Here is a 14995-nt window from a genome sequence, read left to right as displayed (position 1 = left end):
GTGCGCCTGCACAGCCTCACCCTGCAGGCCTTCGGCCCCTTCGCAGGAACCCACACCATCGACTTCGACTCCCTGAGCAGCGACGGCCTCTTCCTGCTGCACGGTGCCACGGGAGCCGGAAAGAGCACCGTCTTCGACGCCATCTGCTACGCCCTGTACGGCAAGCCGCCCGGCGACCGCGACCAGCTGCTGCGCAGCGACCACGCCGCCGACCGCCTGCTCACCCAGATCGTCCTGGAGGCCACCATCTCGGGGCGCCGCCTGGAGATCACCCGCATACCCCAGCAGCCCCGGCCCAAGACCCGCGGCAGCGGCACAACCCAGCAGAACGCCAGGACACTGCTGCGCGAGTACAAGCATGACACCGCCTCCGGCCAGGGCAGTTGGGAGGCCTCCAGCAAGTCCCACCAGGAGATCGGCGACCACCTCCTGGCGCTGCTCGGCATGAGCCGGGACCAGTTCTGCCAGGTCGTCCTCCTGCCGCAGAACCAGTTCACCCAGTTCCTGCGCGCCAAGGCATCCACCCGCAAGGACCTCCTCGGCAAGCTGTTCCGCACCCAGCGCTTCACCGACATCGACCGCTGGCTGCAAGAACGCAGCCGCGAGGCGGAAAAGGACCTCAAGGCGGTCCGCGGCGACGTCATCAGCCTCATCGACCGCATCCACGGCGCCGCTACAGGCCTCGACCACGAGCAAGACGCCCCCACCGGCAACGACCCGCAGACCCTGACCGAATCCGCACAGGCATGGGCGACCTCCCTGGTGAACGCAGCGGCCGCGCAGCTCGAGACGGCCATCACCCAGGCCGAAACAGCTGCCGCCGAGCTGGATGCGCACCAGGCCAACGAACTCCTCGTGCGCACCCTGCACCAGCAGCAAAACGAGCACCGCGCCGCCGCCGAGCAACTGGAACAGCTGAAGCAGCAAGAACCCCGGCAGCACCTCATCACCGGCCAGCTCGAACAAGCCCGCCGCGCCAGCAAGTTGGCAGCCGTCCTCCATACGGCCCGCACCGCCGCGCAGGACCACGCCCGTGCCGCCGAGACCGAGGCGAAGGCACGCAGCATCCTTGCTCCTGCGCACGCCATCGCCGCGGCTGAAGAACTTGCCACCGCAGAGCAGCAGACACGGGCCGAGGCCACCCTCGCCAAGGCGCTGCTGCCGCAGGAAGCCGCCGTGCAGCAGATGACGCGGGACCTGACGCAGCTGGACGCCGAACGGCAGACGCACACCGCCGACCAACTCGAGGCCCAGGACTGGCTCGCCAAGGAGCCCGGCCTCCGCACGGCCCTGACCACACGCCTGGAAGCCGCACAGCGCGCCGAGACCCACAGCGCCCACCAGCAGTCCGCCCTCGCCGACATCCGCCGACGCCTGAAAGCCGCGCGGCAGCGCGACGCCCGCCTCGCCGACGTCGCTGCATGCAAAGAGCGTCTGCAGGCCGCCCACACCGCCACCACCGAGGCAGCCCAGGCCTACATCACCATCCGCCGACAGCGCACTGAGGGCATGGCCGCGGAACTGGCCGCCGGCCTCACCGACGGCTCGCCCTGCCCGGTGTGCGGATCGTGCACCCACCCCGCCCCGGCTGCCCCGCACCCAGGCCAGCCCACCCGCGAAGAAGAGCAGGCGGCCGAGGCTCGCCACCTCGAGGCCGAAACGGCCGAAGAAGCCGCAGCAACCGCACTCCAGCAGGCCCAAGACCAGGCCGCGCAAGCCCGCGCCCAAGCCGGCGACGATCCGCTGACCGACATCCAGAGCCTGTTGGCCACCACACAAGCGGACCTCGAACAGACCCTGAAGACGGCCTCCGACGCCGGTCCCGCGAACGAGCAACTCGCCGTCCTCGACCGCGAACACACCAGCATGACGCAGAAGGCCACCACCGCCGGTGAACGCCTAGCGGCGTGCAACGCCGAGTACGACCACCTCTCCACCCAGCTGACCGACCTCACCCAGCAGCTGGACCAAGCACGCCACGGCGCGCCCACCATCGCCGACCGCCTGGCCGACCTCACCCGCACCGCCGACCAGCTCAAGGCCGCCGCCGAAGCCGCCATCACCACGCAGCGCCGGGCACAGGAACGCACCCTGCAGACCACCGAGGCCGAGACTGCAGCCCGCCAGCAGGGCTTCGACACCCTTCAGGCCGCCGAAGAAGCCGCCCTCGACGACGACGCGCTACACGCCCTCGAAGACGAGATCCAGAAGTTCAGCCACCAACAGGCCGTGCACATCGCCACGCTCGAGCGGCCTGACCTCGTCCACGCCGCCGCGCAGCCGCCCGCCGACCTCGATGCCGCCATCCACCTGCACAAGACGGCAGCCCAACGCCACACGGAGGCAGCAGCCGCCACCACCGCAGCCCGCACCCGCCACGACAACCTCACCCGGCACACCACCGACCTCGCCGCCGGCATCCAGCGCATGCAACCCCTGCAGGAGGCCTACGACACTGTCCACCACCTCCAGGAGGTCATCCACGGCACCTCACCCAGCAACCGCGATCGCATGGAACTGGAGGCCTACGTCCTCGCCGCCCGCCTCGAACAAGTCGTCGACGCGGCCAACACCCGTCTACTGCGCATGTCCGATTCCCGCTACACCCTCTCCCACAGCGACGACCGCGCGTCGCACGGTGCCCGCTCCGGCCTCGGCCTGAAAATCACCGACGCGTGGACCGGACGTGACCGCAACACCGACACCCTCTCCGGCGGCGAGTCCTTCTTCGCCTCCCTCGCCCTCGCCCTAGGCCTCGCCGACGTCGTCACCTACGAGGCAGGCGGCCGCGTACTGGACACCCTCTTCATCGACGAAGGCTTCGGCTCACTCGACGACGACACCCTCCACCAGGTCCTCGACGTCCTGGACTCCCTGCGTGATCACGACCGCACCGTCGGACTCATCAGCCACGTCCCCGAACTCCGCCGCCGCATCACCAGCCAGCTCCACGTCCGCAAAGGCACCAGCGGATCCACCCTGCACCTGGTCTCCCAAGCCGCCGAATAACCCCTCCCGCGATGCCACAATGACCCCAGCTCGCAAGCTCACGTTCCGGAGCGGCGTCCCCTCATGGCCACAGCACCCCTCGAACTGCGCCCCCACCAAAAGGACGCTGTCACCGCAGCCACCCGCATCCTCAGCCAGCAGCCCCGCGCCAGCGTCATCGCCGCCTGCGGCACCGGCAAGACTCTGATCGCCGCACGCACCGCCGCCCGCATCGCCCTGCGGGGAAGGGTCCTGGTGCTGCTGCCGACGCTGGATCTGCTGTCCCAGACGATCCGTTCCTGGCGTGCGGCCGGGCGCAAGGGCACCACAGTCGCGGTGTGCTCGGCCCGTCAGGCCCTGGAGCATGAGCCGCTCGGCGCAGACGTCCCCATGACCACCGACCCCGCAGACCTCGCCGCCCTCACCACCACACCCCGGCCAGGCCCGGTCACCGCCTACGCCACCTACGCCTCCCTGCCCGCCATCATCGCCGCCCACCGCGACCACCGCCTTCCCCCCTGGGACCTGATCGTCGTCGACGAAGCCCACCGCACCGCCGGCCGCCTCGGAAAATCCTGGGCCGCCGTCCACCACGACGACCAGGTCCCCGCCGCCCGCCGCCTCTACCTGACCGCCACCCCCCGCATCTGGGACGCGGACGCCGACCAGGACGACGACACGGAGTCGGTCGCCTCCATGGACGACGAAACCCTCTTCGGCCCCGTCGCCTACCACCTCACCCTCTCCGACGCCATTGACCTCGGCCTGCTCGCCGACTACCAGATCCTCGTCCCCGTCGTCACCGACGCAGACCTGCGCGACTGGCTCGCCACCGGACCCGGCGCCGGCGTCGACGGACTGCGCCTGGCCGGCCGCCAGGTCGCCGCCCTGCGCGCCATCCACGACCACCAGCTGCGCCGCATCCTGACCTTCCACCACCGCGTCGCTGACGCCCGCGCCTTCGCCACCACCCTCACCGACACCGCCGCCACCCTCCCCGCCCAACTCCGCCCCAAGGACCTGTGGGCAGACTGGATCAGCGGCCACCACCCCCCGCAGGTCCGCCGCCGCCTCCTGCTCGAATTCGCCTCCCACACCACCCCCCACACCCCGGCCGTCCTGTCCAACGCCCGCGTCCTGGGAGAAGGCATCGACGTCCCCGCCATCGACGCCGTCGTCTTCGCCGACCCCAAAAACAGCCCCGTCGACACCGTCCAGGCCGTCGGCCGCGCCCTGCGCCAAAACCCTGGCGCCGGCAAGAAGGCCACCCTCGTCGTCCCCGTCTACCTCACCCCTGGCGAAGACCCCGACGACCTCCTTGGCGCCGACGCCTACACCCCCCTATGGCGCACCATCCAGGCCCTGCGCGCCCACGACAACCGCCTCGACGCACGCCTGGCCGACCCCCGCACCCACCGTCCCACCATGCCCCCCGAAGACCCCGACGCCTGGCTGCACTTCGACCGCCCCACCCAGGCCGACGAGGTCGCCCTCGCCCTCTCCCTGCGCGTCCTGGCCCCCAAGAGCGCCGAATGGCGCCGCGGCCTGTCCGCAGCCCGCCGCTACCACCGCACCCACCACCACCTCGACGTCCCACAGACCTACGAAGACACCACCGGCTACCCCCTGGGCCGCTGGCTCACCTGGCAGCGCCACCTGCACACCACCGGCGCCCTCGATGCGGCACGCACCCAGGCCCTCGAACGCCTCGGCATCATCTGGGACCCCCGCCAGCAGGCCTTCGAGCGAGGCCTCGCCCACGCCGCCGCCTACGCCGCCCGGCACGGCCACCTCGCCGCCCCCGTCGACGAATCCCACGACGGCTTCCCCCTCGGCCGCTGGCTGGCCACCCAGCGCACCCGCGCCAAGACCCTCACACATGAACGCGCAGCCGCGCTCGCCGCCCTGGACCGGTGGTGGAACCCGCCCTGGCCGATCACCTGGCAACGCGCCTACCACACAGCCCTACGGCAGACAGAAAAAGACCCAGCCGCCTCACCGGGGAAGTGGCTCACCGCCCAGCGCGAACGTGCCGGTGACCTTCACCCCGAGCAGCGCCGCCTCCTCAAGAGCGCAGGCCTCGACCTGCCGGCCGTGCCCGCCTCCCGCGACAACGACGCCCCGCTGCCGGCGCGTGAGCAGGCCTTCCAGCGCGCACTGGCCGCCGCTCGCGCCTTCCGCGCACGAGAGGGCCATCTCAATGTCCCCCAGCGACACATCGAGGAGATCGAAGGCGACCGGGTACGACTGGGACAGTGGCTGAGCAACCTCAGGCGCCGCCGCTTCCGACTCAGCCCGCAACGCCAGGCCGCCCTGGCTGAGCTCGGACTGTGACACTCCAGCCACGCCGCGGCATCTACCGACGTTTCGGGCCTCACTGCTTCGCGCCTCCGGCCGGGCGGTGGCACCAGCCCCGACGGTGGCCACACACGCAGTACGAGCGGGTGCCTGATCCTCTCCGCCTCGTAACACGTGGCCCGAGACCCTCCACGTCACGCGGCTGCCCGTCATGACGGATGCCTGCGCACGCAAGAAGCCTCGGTGTCCGCAAGCCGATCCGGTGTCAGTGTCCGTTGCTACACAGGGAGTTCGAGGCCAAGTCGACGTTCTTGGGGGTGCGGCGGTGTACAGGGATGGGACGATGATGCCCGGGGTGAAGGCCGTGGTCAGCCTCATCGTGGGGATCACGCTGGCACGCCTGTTATGGCAGTGGGTGACGGGTACCGCGCTGCCGTGGATCGGCGATCATCCGTGGTGGACGGGGTTTGCCTGCCTGAGCCTGGTGCTGCTGACCGCCGCGTTGCTCGACCGCCCGAGACGCGGCGGCTATCAGCTGATGTATGGCGAAGACGCCGCAGCTGATGATGCTGAGCCGGACCAGCTGACCTATCGCATGCGGGACCTTGTCGCGATGACCCCGACGGCCTTTGAGGAGGCCTGCGCCGAGCTTCTGGTCCGCGACGGATTCCTCCATGCGAGTCGGGTGGGCGGTGCCGGGGATCTGGGAGCCGACGTCGTGGCATGGGATGGCGAGAGCCGCAAACTGGTCCTGCAGTGCAAGCACTATGCGCGGCCGGTGGGTTCCAAGGAGGTGCAGACCTTCAACGGAACGGCGCGCCCAGAGCACAACGCACACCACCCCATCATGATCGGCTTGAGCGGATTCACCCAGCCCGCCACTGAATTCGCCGTCCGGCACGGGATCATCCTGCTGGGCCGGCCGGAACTGAAGCGCTGGGCCCACGGAAAGCATCTCTGCGACATCATCGAAGCGGAAGCTCTGGAATGACCCCTGCCGCGGCCACCCGATGGCGTTTGGATCCGAAGGCGCTGCTCGGCCGCGGGCCTCGAAACAGGACGTCCCGTCCACAGGGCCGATGGCGTGGTGATGGTGATCAACGGCAGGACCATCCAGCCCGGCCGCTGTGGGAACGGCTGCCCGCGTCGCCACCGGCCTGCAGACCGTCACAGCTTTCCTGATCCGCGTCGGCCGGCTCATCACCGGCCCGCGTCCGCGAAGGCAGCCATCCTGCATCGGCGGGCCTCCTCGGCCACGCCTGAGGAGGCCCGCGGGACCTGACGCCGGTTCGTCTGGTGGCGGTCCGGAGCTCTTGCCGCGCTGGTCCTGTTAGGTCTGCTGCGGCCGATGGCGTTGCTGTACCTCGGCGCCCTGCTTGGCGCCGCGGGAATCGGCTGGATGGTGTGGCGGCTGTGGTGTACCGACCGGCTGCTGCGAAGCAGGGACGCTGCCTGGAGGCAGCAGGAGAAGACCGCAGCGGGACAGCGGGCGCTGACTGCGATCGACGTGATGTCCGGCACCGAGTTCGAGGAAGCGGTCGCCGAGCTGTGCCGCCGTGACGGCTGCACGCAGGTACGCCGAGTGGGCGGGACCGGGGACAACGGAGCCGACGTGCTCGGCCGGCTGCCAGATGGCCGGAGCATGGTGATCCAGTGCAAGCGCTAGGCGCCCCACCGGACGGTCGCCAGTCGCGAAGTGCGTGATCTGCTGGGAGCGAAGTGCATTTCGCTGCGGATGTGGCCATCTTCGTCGCTACCACCCGCTTCAGCCCTCAGGCCGAGGCGTTCGCGGTCGAGCACCACATCCTCACCCTGCACCGTGACTTCTTCGGTCTGTGGAACAACGGGACACCATTGCTGTCGCTGGCCGAAGTCAACGGACGCGGACAGGGAGAAGCCCGCCACCGAGCACGCTGGAAACAGACGTACTCCAAGTAACTAGCCCCTAGTTGACCGGTCTTGCTCGGATCGCGGCAGGTGAGGGGAGCGGCACAGTACACGCCCCCGCCCACTCTGAGCCCGGGCGGGCACGGCAGAACCCAACAGCCCATCGGCTGCGCCAGCACCGAGTTCAGAAGCCGCCGTGCCCACCTACTCGCTCAGCCCTCCTGGTCGACGAACCCGGGATGCTTCTCGTCAGCGCTCTTCGCCAGGTGCAGCGGCGCGGGCAGGTTGGTGCGCCCGTCCCACATGGCGGCCTGCTCCGAGGTCCGTGCGGCCAGGCCTGCCAGCTGCTCCTCGCGCCAGCCGCCGCGGTGGGCGATGACGTATTCGGTGCGGGTTATGGCGTGGAACGGGGCGCCCATCTGGGCCAGTTGACCGCCGGGCAGGGTGCGGCGCGTGTACTGGGTGCCGGTGCGCTGGCCGCCGGCGTGCTGGCGGGACTGCCCGGAAAACAGCCAGGACACCACGTCCCCGTGGTCGTAACGGTAGAGGATCTTCTCCGGCATGACTGGCTGCAGCGGGTTGGCCGGCAGCTTGCCCCCACCGCCGGTGCGCCGTGACGGCTGGGGTGTGCCCGGCCCGTTGCCGACCCGGACGACCGCCACATCCCTCCCTTGGGCGATCAGACTCTGACCGGGCACATGGCTGTCCCCGAGCCGGTCGTTGCACAGCCCGGGCCAGATCCGCTCACGTTCCTCGGCGAACACGATGATCGGAAACCGGTCACCGAGCGCGGCCAGCGCCCGGTCCACATAGGTACGCACGTTCTCCGGGCCGCCATAGTCCTCCCGCAGGTGGTGCCCTCTTTTGCCGATGGGGCCGGCATGGTGCAGGGCCCGTGCCTGGGCCAGGGGGAGCCAGCCCTGGTCGCTGTACATGAGGGTGGGCCAGTAGGCGTCTTCGCCCAGCGGGATGCGCATGGCGACCAGCGTGATGGCAAGCACGGCCGGTTTGCGGGGGCGGCCGGGGCGTTCGGCGAAGCGGTGGTAACGGGTCCACAGCCCCACCGCCACTGCCTCCCGGTCCAGGGCGGTGTCCCGCGCGTTTCGGTGGAAGGCGGTGGCGGCCAACCGGTTGTCGATGATCCCGGAGTCGCAGTGCAGGCTGCCCAGCCCGATCTGCACCGCGTGGTCGTCCTTGTAGGAGACGTCCGGCTCCGGCAGACCCGCGCTGCGGGCCTTGGCCCGCGCGACCTTCTCGGGCGTGTTCAGCCGGTAGGGATCACCCGGATCGGAGTCCATGGTGATGAACTGCGAGGGGATGCCACGCTCGGCGAAGAGCCCTTTGAGCGCGTGCTTGGCATCCGTCACCCCCGCCTCCTTCTCCTGCTCGCTCGGGTAGCGCGTCTCGCACAGGGCGGTGACCAGCGACCGCCCGGCACCGGGCTTGAACCAGGGCAGGCTGTTCAGGATCAGGCCGCGGTCGTGGCTGCCGTGGCGCACCAGTTCGGGCAGCCGCACCGCCACGAGCTCGTAGCCGGGCGCCAGCACCACCGGCTGCTCGTCGGGCAGATCGGCCAGTTCGGGCCGCGCATAGTCCCGGGCCAGCTGCCCCATCACCCGCGTGCGCCACGCGGCCGACTCGTACAGCACGACGGTGCGCAGCGCATCGAGCTGGGCACTGGTCATGGCGGCGGCCATCTTGTCGGCCGGCACGTAGGGCGGCAGGTTCCCGCCCGGCTTGCTGATCTTGATGGGGGTCCCGGTGTAGACGACGGGCTCCTGGCCGAGGACTCGTGTGGCGTGTTCCTCGAGCCGGGCGTGGAACATCGCCCCGGCGCCCTTGTCGATCGGATGCTTGCCCGTGCGGTGCACCCCGCGCACCTCTCCGAGTTCGTCCAACCCCGTCAAGGGCGGCTGGGGCAGGCGCCCGACGCCGCAGGCCTCGACGATCTGTGCCGTCGCCCCGCGGTAGGAGACGGCCGCGGGCTGCATGAATCCGTCCGGGCCCTTCTCCCACCGGGTGGTGATCGGGGCCTTGAGGATGATGTCCGGGTTGACGGGATGGCGCAGCAGGACGTTGCGGATGCCCTTGTAGTGTGTGGCGACGCGCGAGATCCGTGCCGACAGATGCGCGATGAGCGTCTTTCCGCCCGGGGCGGGTTCGACCTCGATGTGGATGCGTTCCATGGCGTAGCCGGCGATGCGCCGGCGTTTGCCGCTTTCCTCGTCGATCCACGTCCGCTCGTGGACCAGCGGGGCCTGCCACGCCAGCAGGTCGCCCTCACTGTCGAGGTGGAACCGCAGTGCTGGCAGCGTCTCGGCGAGGGGGAGAGGCTGGTCGGCCAGCATGCTCGCCAGCCGCCACCCGGCCACCCGAAACGCCCAGCGGGGGCCGGTGATCCGCCCCATGGGGTCGTGGTGCAGCAGCGAACTGAGCGGCTGGGGCCCGTCGTCGGACAGCTGTAGCAGGGCGGCGAGGGTGTTACGGCCGTCATGCCCCTCCAGCCGCGTCTCCCACTCGCGCATCAGGGTGCGCACCACGGCCTCGTCCAGCGGTCCGGGCGTGACGATCACGCTCCGCCCGGCCCATGGACCGGTCCTGGCGGGCCGGTCGGGGTTGGTGAACACCAGCCGCTCACCGGTCACGGCGCGCGCCGCCGTCTGCAGGGACGCGATCGGCTGCACGGCGTCCTTGCCCCGCGGCTTGGGCAGCCGCCGCCAGGCCGGCGCGAACGCCTCGTCCTGCGGGTAGACGTGCACGGTGCCCAGCAGCCGGTCATCCAGCGGGAAGGACAGGGTGAACAGGCGGCCGCGGTCGTCACTCACCATTCGCCCAACTCCTCGTCCTCAGCCTCGTTGTCTTCGTTCTCGTGTCCGGTGGGGGAGTGCTCTGCCAGGCCCAGCAGGGCGTCGGTCATGGTGGTGCGGTAGACGGCGTCGATCAGCGGCATGTGGTCCTCGTCCTGCCATTTCCCGCGCAGCTGCCCCAGGAGGGTGGGCAGGGTGGAGTGGGCGGTGGTGTGAGTGAAGGCGGCGTCCAGCAGCCGCAGCCGCCCGTGGTCGCCGCCGCGGCGGGTGCGGCCGCCCAGCTGGATCAGTCGGGTCAGGATCTCCGCGACGACGGCGAGTTTGATGTCCTCGCCCAAGGTCTTGAAGTAGCCCTGGCCGCTGCGGATGTCGTCGAAGATTTGGCCCGCTGCGATCCGCAGCCGCTCCAGCTCTGCCGCAGGATTCGGGCCGGGCCGCCGCTGGCGGTAGGCGAGGGAGTTGACCAGGGACAGCAGCACCGGGGGGTCTTCCATCACCGGGAGGGGCCGGTTGACCAGGCAGGCGACATGAAGCAGGGAGCGCCCGTCGCGGTCGACGATGTTCAGGCCGCGCTCGACCCGTGCCATGGGGGCGATCAGGTACCGGCACCGGCCGCGGCCCACGGCGTGGGGGAACTGCTCGAGCCGGTTGCTGGGGATGGGCACCCAGCCGGGCGGCATCCGCTCCAGCGCAGCCATGTCCTGAGGCCGCACCGCCACGCAGATCTCGGATGCCGCGACCCCCGCGTCGATCATGCCGCGGGCGAGCGCCGGACCGGCGTTGTAGGCGGTCGGCGCGAGCAGCGCATACGCCCGGTGTGCGGTGGCCGGATCGGCTGCCACCGCGTCGAGCTGCGCGGGAAGGTCCTGGCCGACGCTGCGTCCCATGGCCGTGTAGGCGCGCTCCCGGCTCGCGCCCTCGGTGCCCGATACCACGATGCCCGCTCCGTCGTCCTGGCCGGCCTGCAGCTCGACGGTGAGGCTTCCGTTGACGTCGTCCGGCACGTACCAGGTCGGCTCCGGCAGGAGGTGATGCCGCGGCGCGTACGGCATGAACGCTGTTGCTGACATCCCGATCACCGCCCGGCGGGTGCCGGTATGGGCGAGCGCGGTCACCTCGCCCAGGTAGGCGAGGTGGGCGTGCGGATCCCCGACATAGGACTTCAGCCGCAGCGCCGTCTGATGCCGGTCGGCCGGGTCGAATGTCTCGGAGAACGCGAACAGCGCACGCCCCAGCGGGCCGTAGGGGGCAGCCCGCCACGGCACGTGTGAGGCCAGCGCGTCCACCAGGCCGTTGCCGGCGGAGATTCCCGCCCCCTGCAGCGGCGCCGCGACCCCGGCGATGCGGTGCAGAATGCTGCGCATCTCCTCCAGGTACGCCCGCCGGGCCGCCAGCAGCGCCAGGGAGGACAGCCGCTTGCCGTCCGTCTCCCCGGTGATCGCCGAGAACGCCTGGCCGATGCGCTTCAAAGTGGCGTGGGTGAGCCGGTCCGACCCACCGGCCAGGTCCGTGACCGAGGACAGCAATTCCCTCAGATGGGCCAGCCCCTTGACCTCATCGGCCAACTCCAGCGGCCCCTCCCGCTTGTAGAGCTGATTGACCGCCTGCATCTGCTGCTCAGTGGGCCGCTTGCCCTCCTCCAGCTTGAAGATCCGGGAGGCGAACAGCCCATCCCAGCGGCGCGGTACCACCATGCTGCGCCGCTCCCGGTCGGGATGGATGACCCCGCCGACGAGGTGGGACACATAGTTCTCGGCCAGCCACACCAGGTGGTTGATCAGCGGTCGCAGATACTGCTCGAGACTCATCGGCAGCCGGTGGCAATGCCGCCGGAACTGGCTGTCGAGATCCCGTACCGGGGTGTGCTCCGCACCATCCTGGGCCAGCAGCACCTGACGGGCCGCCTGCTCGAAGGCCTGCGCCTGCAGCGCATCGGCCTCGTCGATGATGACCAGATGACTGCGGTGCAGCAGGAGCTGCTCGGTGGTCATACGCCGTCCCGGGGTCGGCCGGCCCGCCACCGGCGCGTGGATGTGCCCGGTGAGGAAGTTCGCATGGTTGGTGACGAGGATGTCCGCCGTCGCCGCGGCCCGGTGGTGACGGAACTTCCCACACCTGCCGCGCCACGGGCAGGCCATCGTCTTGTCCGATTTGGGCCCGTTGGGCTTGAGCTGGTCGCACGGCTCCTGACCCGGCTTCCAGGCATCCACCGCTTCGGAGGAGGTAGTGGCGTGCCCGGTCAGGGGGCAGCTGTAGGACATCTCCCGGTACACCCAGGTGCGGAAGTCCGCATCGTCATGCGGGTTGCCAGCCGTCTGCTCGGCCAGCTCCATCATGGAGGCGGGGGAGATGACCGGCGTGACCTGCGCGGAGATCTCCAGGTCGGCCAAGTCTTGCCGCAGCCGGTACACGCTGGCCAAAACCTGCGCGTTCTGCGGAACGACCAGCGAGATCACCCGGCCCTGCCGGGTGCACCACACCGCGACGAGTTCACTCAGGACGTTCTTGCCCATACCGGTAGGGGCATGGAAGACCCGCAGCTGCCCGGCCTCAACGCGCAGGAGCTCGCCCACATCCAGGCCGTCGCGGCCGCGGGCATGCCGCCGGATGTCCGCGACCGCCTTGCGCCGGTAGTCCTGCCCGCGCAGCGCATCGAGCCGGCCCGCGATCTCGTCCAGGTCGGCGAAGGGGATCACCACCTCGTCCACGACCGGGGCCTCACCCAGCTCCTGCACCACGCTGGGAGTGGGAGGCCCTTGGTAGTCGAGGTCGTAATAGACGTCCACCACCCGGCCCGACGGGCTGAGCGGATCCCGAATCCGCAGGTCGCTGATGTAGGAGCCGGGCGGCGCGGGCTTGGGCTGGGACTGCCCCTTGGCCGCGTTGTCCTCGAGCTCGTCCAGCAAGGCATCGATGAGGGCTTCCTCGTCGCCCGCGGGCAGGAGCAGTACCTGTTCCTCCCCGTCGGCCGGGGCGAACTCGACTGCCTCACCGCTCTCCAGGATTGCTGCCGTCTCCGTGACAAACACCGCGCGGGAGGCAAGGACCGCAGGCCGCTGCCGCAGCATCTGGGTGATCCGCACCTGATCGGGCAGAGCCAGATCGGGCCAGCCGTCCCACAGATGCATTTGCCCCGTGGCCAGGAAGTGCGCATCAGCAAGATCCACCACACGCCGCCACGCCGCCTGCTCCTGCGGCGCTCGGTTGGGGAACACCCGCGCGGCCAGCAAGACCGCCGCCCGCACCGTCAGCGGCACGCTCACGGAGTACCTCGCGCTCTTCGGCGACGTCATGCCCCCACCCCCTTCACCCGCTTCGTCACGGCCGCCTTGAAACGGCTGACCGTAAATACGCTGTAGCGCTGCCCGTCATCAGTCCGCAGCGCATCGAGCCCGGCCTGCAGCTGATGTACCTGGCTGCGCCGGTAGTTGGGGACAACCACCGTCTCTCCGGCAGGCGGCCGATCGATGATCGTCTGCGCGTCCTGGTGGTCCTTGACGTCCACCCGCCAGCGGTGCCCGTCCGCCAGGTAGACGCCGATATCCCACTCGTCCAGGTTCTCCCAGCGCTCGACCCGCACCCCCTCCTGCTTCTCCAGCCACTGCATCAGGCCCACCTCACTGAGCCCAGCACAGGTGATGTACCGCCACACCCCCCAGTCCAGGCACAACACGCCCTCCGCCGGCACCGCAGCCGTCGCCAACCGGCCCCGCCCACCCGTCAACTCGGGCGGCCCGCCCCGCTTGCCACTGCCCGCGACCAGACCGAACCGGCTCTGATGCGGCGGATACTCACACCGCAACTGCCCACCCCGCAGCACCATCGGGTACCGGCACTGTGGACATGGCCACAACCACGACGACGCCCCCACCCACACCCGGTCCGAGGGAAGGGGCCGATACACGTCCATCCGGGCCGCGCCCCGCCGCGAGTACTCCTCGACTAACGCCCGCTCCGTGCCGTACGGCACCTCGGTCAGCATGGTCCGTGCCGCCACATAGTCGGCCTGCCCACCGGAGCGGATGTGCCGAAAGGCAGCCCGCTCCGTCTGCTCAGCCGTCTGCCGAACCCACGCCGGAAGCCACGTCCCACCGAGATCGAACTTTCCGTCGTCCCCGTACAGGGCCTCCAGATAGTTCATCCCCGCCTCGAAGGCCTCCTCGGTCAGCTCTCCGTTGTCCGTCAGGACAACCAAATCCCCCATGGCCGAAGGCAGTTCGTCCCAGGCAAAAGGCACCCACTCGCGCAGGCGAACCGGCAGCAAATCGATCATCTCGGCAGGCGTCGAAGGCCCGGCCCCCACCGGCAGACTCGACAACAACACCCCATGCATACGCGACAGCTCCCGCCACGCACGAGGTTCCTCAACCCGGTTGATCCACGCCGCACCAGCCCGCAGAGCAGCGGTAATAATCCTCCGAGCAGCAACATGTTGACTAACAGGCACAGCTCATCACCCCTCCATGCCCCACCAGTGGTATTCGGGGCCATTCCAGACGGGCCAACAACTCCCGGAACCTACACGCCGGGTCTGACAACGCCCCCGAAAACCAACGAAGATGGGCCCCGCGACAGCGGGCACCGCAAGAAACCGGACATGCCGTCAGGCGTGCCGCAGGCCACCAAGCCCCGCCCCACTCGTTTCCGTTCGCCCGTCAGGGCCAAAGCCAAGCCGGCCCCAGGCACGCCAAGGGGGAGGGGAGAACTGGATAACTGTCTAACAAACCCTTACGACATCACGGCGCCGCAGGCGCCGATCACTCATCACCCTGCCCGCCAGGGCAGGGAACCTCAGTTCATTCCAGTACCCCACTGTCATGCCGCCAGGCATGACACCTTCAGACACATGACAGCGGGGCCGCCAGGCCCCGCGTCGTCTGTTCCTGTTGGCCCGTCAGGGCCAACCCACCCAACACACAGTCATGCCGCAGGCATGACGACGCGTCACCTTACGGGCCGTCAGGCCCGAGTTGGCCGCCAGGCCAACTTAAGAGCCGACAGGCTCTCCGCCCCCC

The 14995-nt window shown here is 69.9% G+C and carries 8 protein-coding genes; 5 read left to right on the top strand and 3 right to left on the bottom strand.

All coding sequences use genetic code 11. The features are described 5' to 3' along the window. The 5 genes from ACFPZJ_RS38070 to ACFPZJ_RS38050 all read left to right on the top strand — a co-directional run bounded on the left by ACFPZJ_RS38070 (position 1) and on the right by ACFPZJ_RS38050 (position 7224). The gene (locus ACFPZJ_RS38070; RefSeq protein WP_381031434.1) at positions 1-3009 is read left to right on the top strand and encodes an AAA family ATPase; all 3009 of its coding nucleotides are present in this window, start codon (positions 1-3) and stop codon (positions 3007-3009) included. A gap of 63 nt (positions 3010-3072) precedes the next feature. Further along, positions 3073-5322 (top strand): DEAD/DEAH box helicase, encoded by a 2250-nt coding sequence (locus ACFPZJ_RS38065; protein ID WP_381031432.1) that lies wholly within the window; start codon positions 3073-3075, stop codon positions 5320-5322. A 310-nt stretch (positions 5323-5632) separates the two neighbouring features. Next, entirely contained in the window at positions 5633-6277 is a 645-nt protein-coding gene (locus ACFPZJ_RS38060; protein WP_381031475.1) for a restriction endonuclease, read from the top strand. 357 nt (positions 6278-6634) lie between these two features. Beyond that, a complete protein-coding gene (locus ACFPZJ_RS38055; protein ID WP_381031430.1) occupies positions 6635-6952 on the top strand; it encodes a restriction endonuclease in 318 nt (105 codons plus the stop codon). A 71-nt stretch (positions 6953-7023) separates the two neighbouring features. Further along, a complete protein-coding gene (locus tag ACFPZJ_RS38050) occupies positions 7024-7224 on the top strand; it encodes a hypothetical protein (RefSeq protein ID WP_381031428.1) in 201 nt (66 codons plus the stop codon). Between the two features lie 161 nt (positions 7225-7385). Here ACFPZJ_RS38050 and ACFPZJ_RS38045 read toward each other — a convergent pair whose 3' ends face one another. Genes ACFPZJ_RS38045 through ACFPZJ_RS38035 form a run of 3 tightly spaced genes read right to left on the bottom strand, consistent with a single transcriptional unit; the run spans position 7386 to position 14427 of the window. Further along, positions 7386-10001: an RNaseH domain-containing protein gene (locus ACFPZJ_RS38045; protein WP_381031426.1), complete on the bottom strand. Its 2616-nt coding sequence runs from the start codon at positions 9999-10001 to the stop codon at positions 7386-7388. Beyond that, positions 9995-13273: a hypothetical protein gene (locus ACFPZJ_RS38040; protein WP_381031424.1), complete on the bottom strand. Its 3279-nt coding sequence runs from the start codon at positions 13271-13273 to the stop codon at positions 9995-9997. The genes ACFPZJ_RS38045 and ACFPZJ_RS38040 overlap by 7 nt, the downstream gene beginning before the upstream one ends. After that, on the bottom strand, positions 13270-14427 hold the full coding sequence (locus ACFPZJ_RS38035) for a restriction endonuclease-related protein (RefSeq protein WP_381031422.1): 1158 nt from the start codon (positions 14425-14427) through the stop codon (positions 13270-13272). Before ACFPZJ_RS38035 ends, ACFPZJ_RS38040 begins: the two co-directional genes overlap by 4 nt. Between the last annotated feature and the right edge of the window lie 568 nt (positions 14428-14995).

The organism is Streptomyces bullii, from assembly GCF_042657145.1.
Lineage (GTDB): Bacteria > Actinomycetota > Actinomycetes > Streptomycetales > Streptomycetaceae > Streptomyces > Streptomyces bullii.
The sequence above is the reverse complement of the archived record's forward strand: the minus strand, read 5'-3'. Positions and strand labels throughout refer to the sequence as shown.

Coding starts and splice junctions, on each gene's coding strand:
- ACFPZJ_RS38040 (WP_381031424.1), bottom strand. CDS start 13,273: ATGACGTCGCCGAAGAGCGCGAGGTACTCCGTGAGCGTGCCGCTGACG.
- ACFPZJ_RS38045 (WP_381031426.1), bottom strand. CDS start 10,001: ATGGTGAGTGACGACCGCGGCCGCCTGTTCACCCTGTCCTTCCCGCTG.
- ACFPZJ_RS38055 (WP_381031430.1), top strand. CDS start 6,635: ATGGCGTTGCTGTACCTCGGCGCCCTGCTTGGCGCCGCGGGAATCGGC.
- ACFPZJ_RS38065 (WP_381031432.1), top strand. CDS start 3,073: ATGGCCACAGCACCCCTCGAACTGCGCCCCCACCAAAAGGACGCTGTC.
- ACFPZJ_RS38060 (WP_381031475.1), top strand. CDS start 5,633: ATGCCCGGGGTGAAGGCCGTGGTCAGCCTCATCGTGGGGATCACGCTG.